We start from the raw sequence: 13,645 nt of genomic DNA, 5'->3' as shown, positions 1-13,645 counted from the left end.
CGGCGACATGGGCCGCTATTCCTACGTGCTGGTGGGAACACAAGCCGCCATGAACGAAACTTTCGGTTCGACCTGTCACGGCGCCGGCCGGGTGATGTCGCGCCACGCCGCAAAAAAAGCCGCCCGCGGCCACAATATCGAGGCCGAACTGGCGGCCCAGGGAATTCTGATTCGCGCCGCCGGGCGGGCCACGGTGGCCGAGGAGATTTCCGAAGCGTACAAGGATGTCGCCGACGTGGTCAACGTGGTGCAGCAAGCCGGCATCGGCAAAATCGTCGCCCGCCTGCGGCCGCTCGCGGTAATCAAGGGTTAGGTATTCGAGGATGAAACATATGCTATGCGTTAAGACAGGAGGTCTAAGATGAGAGTCTTTCTTACCGGGAGCACCGGCTTCGTCGGCCACGAGGTCCTGAAGCAGCTGCTAGAGGCCGGCCACAGCGTGCGCTGCCTGGTGCGCCCCGGCAGCGAAAAGAAATTGCCGAGCCATCCCCAGCTCGAAATCCGCAGCGGCGACGCGACCGACCCCGCCTCGCTCGGCGGCGCCCTCGAAGGCTGCGAGGCCGCCATCCACCTGGTTGGCATCATCCGCGAACTCCCTGCCCGCGGCATCACCTTTGCCAAGCTGCATGTCGAGGCCACCCGCAACCTGCTCGAGGCGGCCCACGCCCAGGGGGTAAGGCGGTTTCTGCACATGAGCGCCAACGGCAGCCGGGAGAATGCCGTCTCGGCCTACCACCAGACCAAGTGGCAGGCCGAAGAACTGGTGCGCGCCTCAACGCTCGACTGGACCATCTTCCGCCCCTCGCTGATCTTCGGCGCAGGCGGCGAGTTCGTCACCATGATCGCGAGCCTGATCCGCAAGCTGCCGGTGGTCCCGGTCTTCGGCGACGGCCGCTACCGTATGACCCCGGTGGCCGTGGAGGATGTGGCCAAGGGGTTCGTCGCCGCCCTGCAACAGCCGGAATCGGCCGGCCAGGCCTATCACTGCGGCGGCTCGAAGAGCTATTCCTACGATGAAATGCTCGATGCCTTCGGCCAGGCCCTCGGCAAGGAGAAGGTCTGCAAAATCCACCAGCCCCTGCTCCTGATGAAACCGCTCGTCTCCCTGCTCGAATCGGTTCCCGCCTTCCCCATCACCTCGAGCCAGCTGACCATGCTGCTCGAAGGCAACGAATGCGACCCGAAACCCTGGAGCGACGCCTTCGACCTCGACCCCATTTCGCTGGAAGAGGGGCTGCAGCGGATTTTGGGCAGCTGATTACCGCTGTCGAATTGAAAGACAGACCCGAATCAACAAATAATAACGGCCCTGCTGACATTCAGGCAGGGCCGTTATTTGTATTGGAAAGAGGCTTTATAGGACTACGGAAGACGCACCAACAGTTCTCTCCGCCAAACACGGACAATGCTGAGCCCTGCTCTTTACCCTTTCCCTCTTTCATATCCTGTCCGTCTCACCCGGGAAGAAAGACCCGAGAGGCTGTGTTTTAATAACAGACATATGGTTTTCTGAGTGTACAATATGGCCGACATGTGAAAGTCTGTTTCTCAAGATTAACCGATATCTGCAAGGATACCCGATGAAGTTTTTAACGAGCCAAATGTTGTCTCTCCTTATCCCGGCACGCGCTCGCCCCAATATCCGGGCCCTGGCAAGCTATTCGCTCCTGCTGGTGGCAACCGTGGCGCTCTTTGCCATCGGCTTCCACCTGATTATGTACCACGTCGAGGGACAGGAGCACTCCTGGGTCACGGGAGTTTACTGGGCTCTCACGGTCATGACCACCCTCGGGTTCGGCGACATCACCTTTCATAGCGATCTGGGGCGCCTGTTCAGTATCGTGGTTCTTTTGACCGGCGTTGTGCTGCTCCTGATCGTGCTGCCGTTCGTATTCATCCGGTTCTTCTACGCACCGTGGATGGAGTCCCGCATGCGGTTTCATGCGCCCAGGTCAGTCCCCCCAGGCACGCAAGGCCATGTCATCCTGTGTGCCCTCGACAGTCTGGCTACGGCGTTGCTGTCGCGGTTGCGTCTTCACGGCATCACCCACTTTGTGATCGAACCGGATCCGCTCAAAGCCGCGCAACTACACATTGATGGCGTACCAGTGATCACCGGAGGTGTTGAGGATCGGGGCACCTACGAGGCGGTGGCGGTGGCGCAGGCCAAGATGGTGATCGCCAATTGCGTCGATACGACCAACACCAACATCACCCTGACGATTCGGGACCTCTCTGCGCAAGTGCCCATCGCTGCGGTGGCGGAGCGCGAGCAGTCCATCGACCTGCTGGAATTGATCGGCAGCAATCACGTTCTGCCCCTCAAACTCCGGCTGGGGGAACACCTCGCCAACCGTGTCAACGCCGGACACCTCCACTGCCATGTGGTCGGGCGGATGGGAGATCTTCTGATCGCGGAGTTTCCTGTGCATAACACCCCGCTGGTTGGTCGTTCCCTGCGGGACGTGCAACTGAGGGAGGCCTTCGGCCTGAACGTGGTGGCGGTGTGGGAGCGGGGGCGCATGGTCCCGGTTACACCCGACACCATCCTTGCTAACGGGAGCTTTCCGGTGGTGATGGGATCCCGCGAACAGATCACCCGTCTCGACACTTATCTGGTGATCTACAACACCAATTTCAACCCGGTGCTCGTGATCGGCGGCGGGCAGGTGGGCTGCGCCACCACCCAAACCCTTCGGAGTCGCGGCGTGACAGTGCACATGATCGAGCGCGAGGCTTCCCTGCAGAAATCTCTGCAGGGGGCCGCCGACCAGCTGTTCATCGGCGACGCGGCTGACCGGGAACTGCTCATGGGTGCTGGGTTGGCCGACGCCCCCAGCGTGCTGCTGACCACGAATGATGACGCCATGAACATTTACCTGGCGGTGTACTGTCGTCGCCTTAACCCGGAAATCCGGGTGATCAGCCGCATCACTCACGAGCGCAACATTGAAGCGATCCACCGGGCCGGCGCCGACTTTGTGTTGAGCTATGCGTCCCTGGGAGCCGAAACTGTTATGTCGCTGCTGCAGCGTCGCGAGTCAGTGATCCTGGGTGAGGGCTTCGACCTCTTTTATGTGCCTGTGCCTGCGAGCCTGGCGGGACAGACCCTGACGAATAGCCATATCCGGGCGCGGACCGGTCTTAACGTGCTGGCGCTGCGACAGCCTGGGGGCGGAGTCGTCCCGGCGACGGCCTCAACAGTCCTTGAGCCGGATTGTGAACTGGTCATGTTGGGGAACGAACCCCAGCGGCGGGATTTCACCGAAGCGTTCCGATGAGGTTGTTGCGGGGCCTTATTCGTCGTTGCTCTTGAGCAGACCGATGAACTCGGTGAATCCTTTCGCCTGCAGCGACTGCTCGAAGGTATCCCGCTGGCGGAAGGTCCGGGCGATATCGGCCAGCAGTTCCACCTGGACGCCATCGTCCTGCTTCGGCGTCAGCAGCAGAAAAAGCAGCATCGCCGGGCACCCGTCGGGAGCGTCGAAATCGATCCCGACGCGAGAGATCCCCACACCGGCCAATGGCCCGGCCAGTCCATCGAGGCGGGCATGGGGGACCGCGATACCGCGACCGATCCCGGTCGGCATCAGCGCTTCTCTGGCCAGCACCGCCTCGGTCACCGTGACGGGGTCGAGCCCGGCGGACAGCGCCAGGGCACGAGATAGCTCGACAATCGCCTCCTGCCGACCGGTCGCCTTCAATGCGGGGAGGTAGGCCTTGGGGCGCAGGTAACGAACCACGCAGCGGGGTTTTTTCAGGCGCAGGATGCGCTGCATGGCCGGGCCGCTCATCAGCGAAGTCACCAGCGCCATCACCACCAGGGCGACAAAGAGCGGCTCGCCGATCAGTCCATATTCGAGGGCCAGCAGACCGAGAATGATTTCCATGGCGCCGCGGGCGTTCATGCCGAAGCCGAGCGCCCAGGATTCGCGCACACTCATCCCCGCCAGCCGTCCCCCCAGACCACAGCCGACTACCTTGCCGAGACAGGCGATGACCAGGATCAGCAGGACCAGTCCAAGATCGAAATGGGCGATGAAATTGACCCGCAGACCGATGCCGGCGAAAAAGAGCGGGGCGAAGATGAAAGAAACGAACTGGGCGATGGTGGCACGGGTCCGCTGGCGCAGATGACCCGAATCGCCCAGGGCGACCCCGGCCAGGAAGGAACCGAAAATCGCGTGCACTCCGACCCACTCGGTAAAGGCCGAGCAGACCAGGGCCAGGACCATGGCAAAGCCGAGCACGCCCCCCGGCCAGCTGGCGTGGGCATGAATCCAGGGGATGATCCGATGGATCAGGGCCCGCCCCAAAGTCAGCATGAAGACGGCAAATCCCAGCGTCATCCCGATGGTGGCCGCAATTCCCGCTGACGCACCGCCGACCCCGATCAGGCCGAGGATGACGGCGAAGACAATCCAGCCGACCAGGTCATTGAAGACCGCGGCGGCGATGATGGTCATCCCCAGGTCGCTGCGGTACAGGTTGAGATCCATCAGGGTGCGGGCGATCACCGGGAGCGCCGAAATCGACAGGGCCGTGGCGATAAAGAGGGCGAAAATCAGCTGGTCTCCGCCCGCGTCTCCTCCCATCAGGTCGGGAAAATACCAGGCCCCGCCCAGGCCAAGGGCAAAGGGAATCAGGATTCCGGCCAACCCGACGACCAGCGCCAGCCGCCCCTGCCGCCAGACCGTCGACAGGTCGACCTCCATCCCCGCCACCAGCAGAAAGAGGGTGATCGCCAGCGTCATCAGACCGTCGAGGGCCAGCGCCCCGCCCCCGGCAGCCGGGAACAGAAAGGCGCTGAATTTGGGCGCCAACTGTCCCAGCACCGTCGGTCCGAGCAGGATGCCGGCGACGATTTCGCCGAGCACCGCCGGCTGGTTGAAGTGCCGGGCCAACTCCCCCAAAACCCTGGCGCCGGCCAGCAGAACCCCGAGCGCCAGCAGCAGTGCGGTTATTTCCTGGTGCGACAGCGATGCCATATCAACCTCAGCGGGCCCAAAGGAAACGGATGCGGAAATGCGTCCCATATACAAACGTGAAGAAAGCGGCCAGGAAAGCCTGAGCAGGCAGACCGCCTATATCGGTGAAGTCTATCAGTTCTGAGAATCTTTGCCAAAAAGGAAAACGATTTACCGGGCACGTCAAAGCGATTTTTATCAGGATGAACCTCTGTCCAGCAAACTATCGCCGATTGAATATACGACGCCCCCGGCCTGGTGACCGGGGGCGTCGTGTTTCGCACTGGGACTGCTGGATTACCTGGAACCGGCCACCCCCGGCCCTGAGGGTTGTTCAGTGAATGAAATTCAGGTAGGTTTTGGGCTCTTTTTCCGGCGGAGCCACCCGTCCCTTGCCGTTTTCTACCAGTTTCATCAGCCAGGCCATGTTTTTGCCCAGCACCCGCATGATCTGCACCCCTTCCGAATCCTGAACCACCTCTCCCGGACGGGTGCCATGGATGACGTTCCAGTAGTTGGAGGTCGGCAGCAGCATCTCGGAGTAACAGAGATAATTGTTCAGTTGGTCGAACGTAGGGAGGCCGCCGGAACGCCGCACCGCCACCACGGACGCGCCGACTTTGTGCCGCAGCATACTGTTGTTCATGCTGGTCACGTAGAAGGCCCGGTCGAGAAACGACTTCATGGCGCCGCCGATGGCCGAGAAATGGACCGGGGAACCGAGGAGAATTCCGTCCGCCCCTTTCATCTTCTGGATCCAGTCGTTGACCTCGTCGCCAGGGAGCACGCACTGTTCATTTTTGTTCTTCGCGCACATGCCGCAGGCGATGCACCCTCTGATCTCCTTGATGCCGACCTGGACGATTTCGGTCTCGATCCCCTCCCGCTCGAGTTCGGCCGTAACCATTTTCAGCGCTTGAAACGTATTCCCCTCCCTGTTGGGGCTGCCGTTGAATGCCACCACCTTCATCTTCTTTCCTCCCTCTGCCTTAAATGGGTTCTTTGCTTTAGCTCGCGTTTTGGCTATATTCGTCCATAAGAAAAATATCGTCAATAACGGACTTTTCTGGTACGTAGTACCCATTAAAGCACGTTGTACCCTTTTAGTAACCTGGCAACAAACGGGAGCGAACATGCACGCGAATGGAACAACGGGTCACATAGTCTACCGGGAAAAGGTTTACAAATGCGGCATCGACGTCACCCTGGCTGTAGTCGGCGGCAAATGGAAGGCCTCGATCCTCTGGCATCTGGCGCAGGAAACCATGCGTTTTTCCGAACTGCAAAGACAGTTCAGCGACACCACTCGCAAGATGCTGACCCAGCAGCTGCGCGAACTGGAAGCCGACGGCCTGGTGCATCGGGAGGTCTATCCCCAGGTCCCGCCGAAGGTTGAATATTCATTGACCGACAAGGGAAAGAGCATCTACCCGATCCTGGAACAGATGTGCGACTGGGGGCAGGGATATGTGCAGGGTTGAGCGGATGTCGTGGTGCATTTCTTGCAATTTCATTAGAATGACTGCAAGAGAAACTTAATTTTGACTCTCGACTGATTATGCTCATACGATACAAAAAAAACCTGATTTACCAATATACGATGATCATCTTCGCTGTCGTTCTGGCGGTTTCCATCGCCCTGGGCTTCACTATCTCACGGCAGGTGACCGACCACCTGATTCGCTCGCACATCGGCATGTTCCCCTTCCTGGTCAAACACATCACCCGCAACCAGCCTCAGATACTCGATTTTTTTCAGTCGCCGGCAGGCAATCCGTTGCCTGCGGAGGTGGAGCAGTTTCTCAACGACCTCACCCATTTCGGCACGGTCTTCCGGGTTAAGGTGTGGGCCGCCGACGCTACCGTACTCTGGAGCAATAACCCCGAACAGATTGGCCAGAGATTCCCCGAAAACAAAAACTTCCAGGCCTCCATCCAAGGCGAAGTCCGCGCCGTGGTCAAAAATTTGGCTGAACGGGAAAACCGGGGAGACCAGGGCTACGGAAAGGCACTGTCCATATATATCCCGGCATTGATAGACGGACAAACTGTCGGGGTGGTGGAAATCTACGAGTCGGACCGCGACCTGTTCATCCAGATCGCCCGCAACAACCGGATGGTCTGGCTCACGGTTCTGTTCGCCGGAGCCATCCTCTACCTGACCCTGTTCGGTATTTTTCTGAACGCCCATCGCCGCCAGAAAAAAGCATCTCAGCAGCTTATTGAAACCCAGGACGTCACCATTCTCGCCCTCGCCCACCAGGCCGAAATTCACGACCTGCAGACCGGTTACCACCTGGAGAGAACCACCCTTTACCTGCAGATTCTCGCCGAAGAACTGGCCCGATCATCCACATACCAACTTGAATTATCCCCTGCGGTGATTGACGAAATGGTCAAGGCAGCGCCGCTGCACGACATCGGCAAGGTTGGCGTCTCCGACGCGATCCTGCGCAAACCCGGCAAACTGACCGACGAAGAATTCGCAACCATGCAGCGCCATTGCGAAGACGGCGCCGCCATCCTCAAGCGGGCCGAAGCGAAACTCAGCTTCCACTCGTTTCTGTCCCGTGCGATTGAACTGATCCTCTATCACCACGAAAAATGGAACGGCCAGGGCTATCCTCACGGTCTGAAGCAGCTCGAAATCCCCCTCAGCGCCCGGATCATGGCCCTGGCCGACGTCTATGATGCGTTGCGTTCCGAACGCTACTACAAAGAAGCTTTTGCCCACCAAGAATGCCGCCGGATCATCCTCGAAGAACGCGGCGCGCATTTCGACCCGGCCGTGGTTGACGCCTTTCTCGCCCGCGAGCAGGACTTCGTTGCCGTCTCGGAACAATACGTCGACTGATTTCATCGCCCGAGAGTATTTCATAGCACGAATCGTGTCATCCTCGATCCTGAGAAAGATCAGCAGGGCGTCGCCGCAGCCGGGATCGCCGACCTGCACCACCACGTTGGCGTCCTCGATGATTCCCACGTTGCGGGGGGTTGATGAAATGGTCCATCACCTTCGATGAGTAGTCCATGCTTCCCATATAAAACCCTTTGGCGAAAAACTGCGGCCTGATCCGGCCGCAGCTCACTTTTCCCGGCGATCCGCCCTGAGAGAACCCCGCATCCTGCTGTCAGTTCAGACTGGTTTTCTGCGACGCCGGCTCGTCCGCCAGCACCACCAGGGCCAGCCCGCCGAGCAGCGCCTCGATGATTTTCTTGCGGCCGCTGCTGACCAGCCGCTGCACGGTCCCGCGGGAAATCCCCATCTTTTCGCCGGCGTCCTGCTGGCTGAACCCTTCCCCGTCGCACAGGCGCAGCGCCTCCAGTTCGTCCCGCTCCAGGATGACCTGCTCCATCTCCTTCAGCGGCGTGCCGGCCGGCTTGAATACCAGGCTGCCGGGAGCGCGGTGGGGGCAGCAGGTGCGCGGTTTTTTCGGGCGTGGGGACATTCGACCTCCTTTTAGCCGGCCACCCTGACCGGAGTTTTTGCGGTTGCCTCACCAAAGACGCGATCGGTGAATCTTACGTACCAGGCCGCCGACTGCACCTGGATCACGTAGGCCAGGCTGATCACCAGGGCCGCATCGGAACCGGCCGGGCCAAAGGCGTTGATCGCCACCGCCAGGGCGATGGAGAGGTTGCGCATGACGGTGCCGTAGACCATGGCGATGGCGTCGCCGCGCGGCAGCAGCAGCCGTCCGAGCAGGGTGCTGAGCAGGTAATTGAAGAGGTAGAGCAGCAGCAGCGGCACGAAAATCACCAGCAGCATCTGCGGCGCCGCGGCGATCGCCTTGGCCTTGAGGGCCATGGCGATGAAGACGATACCGAGCACGCCGACCGTCGACAGCCCGGGAAAGCGCGGCGCCAGGCGGTCGGCAAAGACCTGCTGGCCGTAGCGGCGGACCAGCGCCTGCTGGGTGGCGTAGCCGGCGGCCATCGGCAGAAAGACGATCAGGCCGATCTGGCTGACCACCTTCGCCATGTCGATGGCGACCGACGCCCCCAGCAGCGCCTGCACGTAAAAGGGGGTCGCCAGCGAACCGAGCACCAGGCCGAAGACGGTCATCTTCACCGCCGCCGCCAGGTTGCCCTTGGCGAACCCGGTCCAGGAGATGGTCATGCCGCTGGTCGGCACCAGCGCCGCCAGCAGCAGCCCGAGAGCCAGGTAGGGCCGGTCGGGAAAGAACAGCCGGCCGAAGGCGAAGGCGACAAAGGGGATGACGGCGAAATTGACCAACTGGGCCAGCAGCTGGGCCTTGCCGTCCCCTCCTTCGAAGACCTGGCGGATCTTCAGGGTGACCATCATCGGGTAGACCATCAGAAAGGTGAAGGGGATGATCAACCCTTTCAGCCAGCCGGAATGAAACCCGACCCCGTAGAGGAATCCTGCAGCCATCATGGCCGGGATGGCCAGGATCAGCTTTCTATTGAGCAGCCCGAGAAATTTCCACATCAGCCGATCCTTTCAGCGCAGATTAAAGGGCCTCGTCGATCATCTCGCGGATGACGGCGTAGGTCTGGACCAGCGATTCGGGAAACTGGGCATCGCCGGGGACCAGGGCGGCGATCAACTCTTTGCGGTAGGCAAGGAAGCGCACCTGGGTGGCCCCGTCCTTGCTGAAGACCATGATGAACTTGGGCATCAGCGGCGCCCGTTCGATGTTGGCCCGAAAGCTCAGCGACGATTTTTCCGGCTTGCAGACCTGGACCATGTGCAGGTCGAAATCTGCCGGCATCGGCAGATTTTGCGCCTGGTACATCTCGGCCATCGCCATGTGGGCACGGTTATGAATGGAAAAACCCCGCCGGGTCGCCGCCGCATCGAGGGCCGCCACGTAGTCGGCAAGGGGCTTAGTCGTCGCGGCCCGGTAAATCTGCGCCTGAGTCATCACTCTTCTCCCTATAGCAGGTTTTGTGTATATGCACAATAGTGGCACAAATATCGTTTTGTCAATATATATAACATTAATCATTATTGCAACATTATCAGTCATCATGGCCCAAACCAGGAACGCCCCGCAGCAATGCGGGGCGTTCCTGGAAGCCGAACCAGCAATCGGCCTGGCTTAAGGGCCGGTCGATCGATGGTGCAGGCGGCCTATATGAGTCAGACAGCCGCCCTGAATCTGGCCACTGTCACTCGATGACCTGTGAAACCTTTCCAGCCTGGTCGAATTCCACCCGCATGGTGCGGAAGCGATCCTTCCAGTAGGTCCACGAATTGCTGTCGGGCGAAGGCGTTTTATGCACCGCGGGATATCCCAGCGCCGTCATGACCCCCGGCTTGGTCATGCCGACATAGGCTTTGCCGTCGGCGACCCCTTTGCGGTCGGTGGCGTTGAGCCCGTCGAGGGAAACCGGTTGCGGCGAGGTGATCATGGTCATGTACTGGTCATAATCCATTCCCATGCGCTTGGCGTCGAATTCGTAAACCACCGATATGCCCTGATCCACGATCTCGAAAGAGAAGTTCTTGGTAAAGAGCCGGTGCTTATTGATCGGGAGGATCCGGGTATTGGGCGGCAGGATGACATGCTCCCCGGAGGGCGGACTGACGTAACCGGCATAGCTGGATTTATAGACCGCCTCGCCGTTATTTTTCAGCTTTTTCTCCACATGAATGTTGTAGCGGGTATGAACAACATCCCCTCCGGCCACGGCCGCACCGACCCCGGACAAAAGGATCAGCAGCAGCAGACGAAGCGTGAGAAAACGAAGGGTTGGCTGACTGGTTTTCCCTGTCATTGGAGTTCTCCTTGATGGTTATGGAAATGCCCGTGCATTTCGGTAAATAGTGATCCTACTCTGACTTTCATATTATCAAAAAGTTTGCAAGTTTCATTGCGAGGGCACAAAATACCGGCCCTATCTTTTTGCCGCCCCCTCCCTTATAATGCCGGCTGCAAAGGAGCCGCACCCCATGATCAACAGTTTCACCTCCGAGGCCCGTCTACTGCTCCGCCATGCCATTGAGGCGGCGGGGGGAAACGAGGTCTTTTTCGTCGGTCGCACCGACGCCGACCTGCGGGTATGCGACGCCGAGGTGCTGGCCCGTGGCAATAGCGGGGCGGTGCCGGCGATACTGCAGGTCTGCCGCCACGGCGACGTGGTTATCCACAATCACCCCTCGGGGGTGCTCCAACCGTCCGGCGCCGACATTGAAATCGCCTCGCAGTTAGGCTCCCTAGGCGTCGGCTTCTACATTGTGGATAACCCTGTGGAAAATGTGTACAGGGTGGTGGAGCCCTTTGCTCCTCATGAGGAACACCGGGTCGAGCCCCAGCGGATCGGCGACATCCTCGGCCCCGAGGGGCTGGTGGCGCGCACCCTGGCCGGCTACGAGGACCGCCCCGAGCAGCTGCGAATGGCCTTTGCCGTCGGCGAAGCCTTCAACAACAGCAAGCTGGCGGTGATCGAGGCCGGCACCGGCACCGGCAAGAGCCTCGCCTACCTGGTTCCGGCGATCCTCTGGGCCCTGGCCAACGAAGAACGGGTGGTCGTTTCAACCAACACCATCAACCTGCAGGAACAGCTGGTCCGCAAGGACCTCCCCTTTCTGAAACGGGCCACCGGCCTGGAGTTCCGCGCCGTGCTGGTGAAGGGGCGGGGCAATTACCTGTGCAAGCGGCGGGCGGAAGGGGCCCGGCTCGAGCCGGGCCTGTTCGAGGACGAACTGACCGGCGAGCTGAGCGCCATCAGCGACTGGGCCGCCGGCAGCAGCGACGGCTCGAAGGAAGAACTCCCCTTCATCCCGCAGGACCAGGTCTGGGACGAGGTGCGCTGCGAAATCGACCAGTGTTCGCGGGTGCGCTGTCAGCACTACGCCGGCTGTTTTTTTCACAAGGCCCGCCGCCAGGCGGCCCAGGCCGACCTGCTGGTGGTCAACCACGCCCTGCTGATGTCAGACCTGGCGCTGCGGCTGCAGACCGACAACTACTCGGCGGTCGCCGTCCTCCCCCCCTTCGACCGCATCATCCTCGACGAGGCTCACCACCTGGAGGATGTCGCCACCAACTTTTTCTCATCCCAGGTGACCCGGTTCGCCTTCGCCCGCATGCTCAACAAGCTGCGCCATCCGCGCAAACCGGACAAGGGCTTGCTGCCGCGTTTCTTAAACGCCCTGTCGCGGGAACTGCCGGACAGCGAAGACCAGCTCTACCGCGACCTGCACGGCCGGGTCGAAGACCTGATGGTGGCCCGCCAGGCGCTGGCCGAGAGCTCGGTTGCCGCCCTGGAAAGCATCGGCCAGGATCTGGCCGCGGCCCTCGGCAAAGACATCAGCGAACGGGAGGAGATCAAGCACCGGGTGGTGCCCGTTTTTGCCGGCAGCGAAACCTGGGACGCGATCTGTCAAAAAGTGCGCGCCCTGGCCAAGGAATCGGGCCTGCTGGGAAAAGGCCTGCGGGAATTATTCAAGGAATGCGGCCGCATCCCGGAAGAGGTATACGATAAGCTGCACAGCCACGTCACCGATCTGCGCGGCATCGCCGCACGGCTGGAGGGAATCGCCGGCGATCTTAGCTTTTTCATCGCCGATGAGCCGGCCACCTGCGCCTGGCTGGAAGTGGGCAAGGGACGCATCGGCCGCGGCAGCGGTATTGTCACCCGACTCTGCACCGCCCCCCTGGAAGTGGCCGACAACCTGAAAAAGGGGGTTTATGACCGCTTCAAATCGGTGGTTATGACCAGCGCCACCCTGGCGGTCGGCCAATCCTTCAGTTACTTCGAACACCGGGTCGGCCTCGACCGCAGCGAACCGGGGCGGCTCACCGAACTGCTGCTGGCCTCCCCCTTCGATTTCGCCCGCCAGACACTGGTGGCGATCCCCACCGATATCCCCGAACCGGGGCGCACCGGCTACCCGGAGATGGTTCGCGACCTCAGCGAACGGGCCGTCCTCGCCGCCGACGGCCGCAGCTTCGTCCTCTTCACCGCCTATTCGCTGCTGCGCCGGGTGCACGGCGAGATCGCCCCGATCCTCGGCGCCCGCGGCTACCACTGCCTGCGCCAGGGGGAAGAAAACCGCCACCGCCTGCTGAAGAAGTTCACCGCCGATCCGACCAGCGTACTCTTCGGCACCGACTCCTTCTGGGAAGGGGTCGATGTTCCCGGACGGGCGCTGGAACAGGTGATCATCACCCGGCTGCCCTTCAAGGTGCCGACCGAACCGGTCCTCGAGGCCCGCGCCGAGGCGATCGAGCAGGCCGGCGGCGACCCGTTTATGGAATACACCGTGCCGCAGGCGGTCATCAAGTTCAAGCAGGGCTTCGGCCGCCTGATTCGTCATCGCGACGATCGCGGGGTGGTGCTGATCCTCGATGCGAGAGTGGTGAAAAAGGGCTACGGGCGGATTTTTTTGCGCTCGCTGCCCGACGCCGCCGTGGTCACCGCACCGACCGAAGAGGTGCTGGCCAGCATGGAGCGGTTTTTCCGCAACGGGCAAATTCCAGGATGAACAACTGCCGCCCGCAAAGCCCCGCGGCAGTCTTCCGAGGACGGCCGCTCCCGCCGGGACGGCCTTTTTGGTGCAAGGCCCAGCCCTCGGCTGACATTATTTCCCCACAGAACCATGTTGTCCCTTGACCACAATCGCCACGATCGTGGTAAACTTAGAGCGTTCTTCCGAACCAGCCCGCCTTGGCCTGTCCCGCAATCAGGAGAAAATCGCCTGGAACCTT

12 protein-coding genes are annotated in these 13,645 nt (G+C 60.9%); 6 read left to right on the top strand and 6 right to left on the bottom strand.

All coding sequences use genetic code 11. From position 1 onward, the window contains the following. The 3 genes from ABYV89_RS08205 to ABYV89_RS08195 form a co-directional block, all read left to right on the top strand. A partial coding sequence (locus tag ABYV89_RS08205; protein ID WP_432822464.1) for an RtcB family protein occupies positions 1–313 on the top strand: 313 nt, incomplete at its 5' end. 48 nt (positions 314–361) lie between these two features. Further along, entirely contained in the window at positions 362–1,258 is an 897-nt protein-coding gene (locus tag ABYV89_RS08200; protein ID WP_432822463.1) for an SDR family oxidoreductase, read from the top strand. A 343-nt stretch (positions 1,259–1,601) separates the two neighbouring features. Continuing rightward, complete coding sequence (locus ABYV89_RS08195) at positions 1,602–3,281, top strand: potassium channel family protein (RefSeq protein WP_432822462.1); 1,680 nt, start codon at positions 1,602–1,604, stop codon at positions 3,279–3,281. Positions 3,282–3,296: 15 nt separating this feature from the next. On the opposite strand, the gene ABYV89_RS08190 is transcribed toward ABYV89_RS08195, so the two are convergent. Continuing rightward, positions 3,297–4,988, bottom strand: a complete 1,692-nt coding sequence (locus ABYV89_RS08190) for a cation:proton antiporter domain-containing protein (protein ID WP_432822461.1) — start codon at positions 4,986–4,988, stop codon at positions 3,297–3,299. Positions 4,989–5,301: 313 nt separating this feature from the next. Continuing rightward, positions 5,302–5,937 carry a flavodoxin family protein gene (locus tag ABYV89_RS08185; protein WP_432822460.1) on the bottom strand — a complete coding sequence of 212 codons (636 nt, stop codon included), beginning with the start codon at positions 5,935–5,937 and terminating at the stop codon, positions 5,302–5,304. Between the two features lie 163 nt (positions 5,938–6,100). Here ABYV89_RS08185 and ABYV89_RS08180 point away from each other — a divergent pair, with 163 nt between their 5' ends. Together ABYV89_RS08180 and ABYV89_RS08175 are read left to right on the top strand one after the other, a co-directional pair. Beyond that, positions 6,101–6,448 (top strand): winged helix-turn-helix transcriptional regulator, encoded by a 348-nt coding sequence (locus ABYV89_RS08180; protein ID WP_432822459.1) that lies wholly within the window; start codon positions 6,101–6,103, stop codon positions 6,446–6,448. Between the two features lie 119 nt (positions 6,449–6,567). After that, positions 6,568–7,821 (top strand): HD-GYP domain-containing protein, encoded by a 1,254-nt coding sequence (locus ABYV89_RS08175; RefSeq protein WP_432822458.1) that lies wholly within the window; start codon positions 6,568–6,570, stop codon positions 7,819–7,821. Positions 7,822–8,098: 277 nt separating this feature from the next. Here ABYV89_RS08175 and ABYV89_RS08170 read toward each other — a convergent pair whose 3' ends face one another. The 4 genes from ABYV89_RS08170 to ABYV89_RS08155 form a co-directional block, all read right to left on the bottom strand. Beyond that, complete coding sequence (locus tag ABYV89_RS08170) at positions 8,099–8,416, bottom strand: DUF134 domain-containing protein (RefSeq protein ID WP_432822457.1); 318 nt, start codon at positions 8,414–8,416, stop codon at positions 8,099–8,101. A gap of 11 nt (positions 8,417–8,427) precedes the next feature. Beyond that, on the bottom strand, positions 8,428–9,420 hold the full coding sequence (locus ABYV89_RS08165) for an arsenic resistance protein (protein WP_432822456.1): 993 nt from the start codon (positions 9,418–9,420) through the stop codon (positions 8,428–8,430). Between the two features lie 22 nt (positions 9,421–9,442). Further along, complete coding sequence (locus ABYV89_RS08160) at positions 9,443–9,856, bottom strand: DUF302 domain-containing protein (protein WP_432822455.1); 414 nt, start codon at positions 9,854–9,856, stop codon at positions 9,443–9,445. A gap of 247 nt (positions 9,857–10,103) precedes the next feature. Then, positions 10,104–10,712, bottom strand: a complete 609-nt coding sequence (locus ABYV89_RS08155; protein WP_432822454.1) for a hypothetical protein — start codon at positions 10,710–10,712, stop codon at positions 10,104–10,106. Between the two features lie 175 nt (positions 10,713–10,887). Here ABYV89_RS08155 and ABYV89_RS08150 point away from each other — a divergent pair, with 175 nt between their 5' ends. Next, positions 10,888–13,422: a helicase C-terminal domain-containing protein gene (locus ABYV89_RS08150; protein ID WP_432822453.1), complete on the top strand. Its 2,535-nt coding sequence runs from the start codon at positions 10,888–10,890 to the stop codon at positions 13,420–13,422. Positions 13,423–13,645: the final 223 nt, after the last annotated feature.

Origin of the sequence: Trichloromonas sp., from assembly GCF_041583255.1 — a bacterium.
GTDB lineage: Bacteria > Desulfobacterota > Desulfuromonadia > Desulfuromonadales > Trichloromonadaceae > Trichloromonas.
This window is presented reverse-complemented; position numbering and strand designations above follow the sequence as displayed.

Coding starts and splice junctions, on each gene's coding strand:
- ABYV89_RS08200 (WP_432822463.1), top strand. CDS start 362: ATGAGAGTCTTTCTTACCGGGAGCACCGGCTTCGTCGGCCACGAGGTC.
- ABYV89_RS08195 (WP_432822462.1), top strand. CDS start 1,602: ATGTTGTCTCTCCTTATCCCGGCACGCGCTCGCCCCAATATCCGGGCC.
- ABYV89_RS08190 (WP_432822461.1), bottom strand. CDS start 4,988: ATGGCATCGCTGTCGCACCAGGAAATAACCGCACTGCTGCTGGCGCTC.
- ABYV89_RS08185 (WP_432822460.1), bottom strand. CDS start 5,937: ATGAAGGTGGTGGCATTCAACGGCAGCCCCAACAGGGAGGGGAATACG.
- ABYV89_RS08180 (WP_432822459.1), top strand. CDS start 6,101: ATGCACGCGAATGGAACAACGGGTCACATAGTCTACCGGGAAAAGGTT.
- ABYV89_RS08175 (WP_432822458.1), top strand. CDS start 6,568: ATGATCATCTTCGCTGTCGTTCTGGCGGTTTCCATCGCCCTGGGCTTC.
- ABYV89_RS08170 (WP_432822457.1), bottom strand. CDS start 8,416: ATGTCCCCACGCCCGAAAAAACCGCGCACCTGCTGCCCCCACCGCGCT.
- ABYV89_RS08165 (WP_432822456.1), bottom strand. CDS start 9,420: ATGTGGAAATTTCTCGGGCTGCTCAATAGAAAGCTGATCCTGGCCATC.
- ABYV89_RS08160 (WP_432822455.1), bottom strand. CDS start 9,856: ATGACTCAGGCGCAGATTTACCGGGCCGCGACGACTAAGCCCCTTGCC.
- ABYV89_RS08155 (WP_432822454.1), bottom strand. CDS start 10,712: ATGACAGGGAAAACCAGTCAGCCAACCCTTCGTTTTCTCACGCTTCGT.
- ABYV89_RS08150 (WP_432822453.1), top strand. CDS start 10,888: ATGATCAACAGTTTCACCTCCGAGGCCCGTCTACTGCTCCGCCATGCC.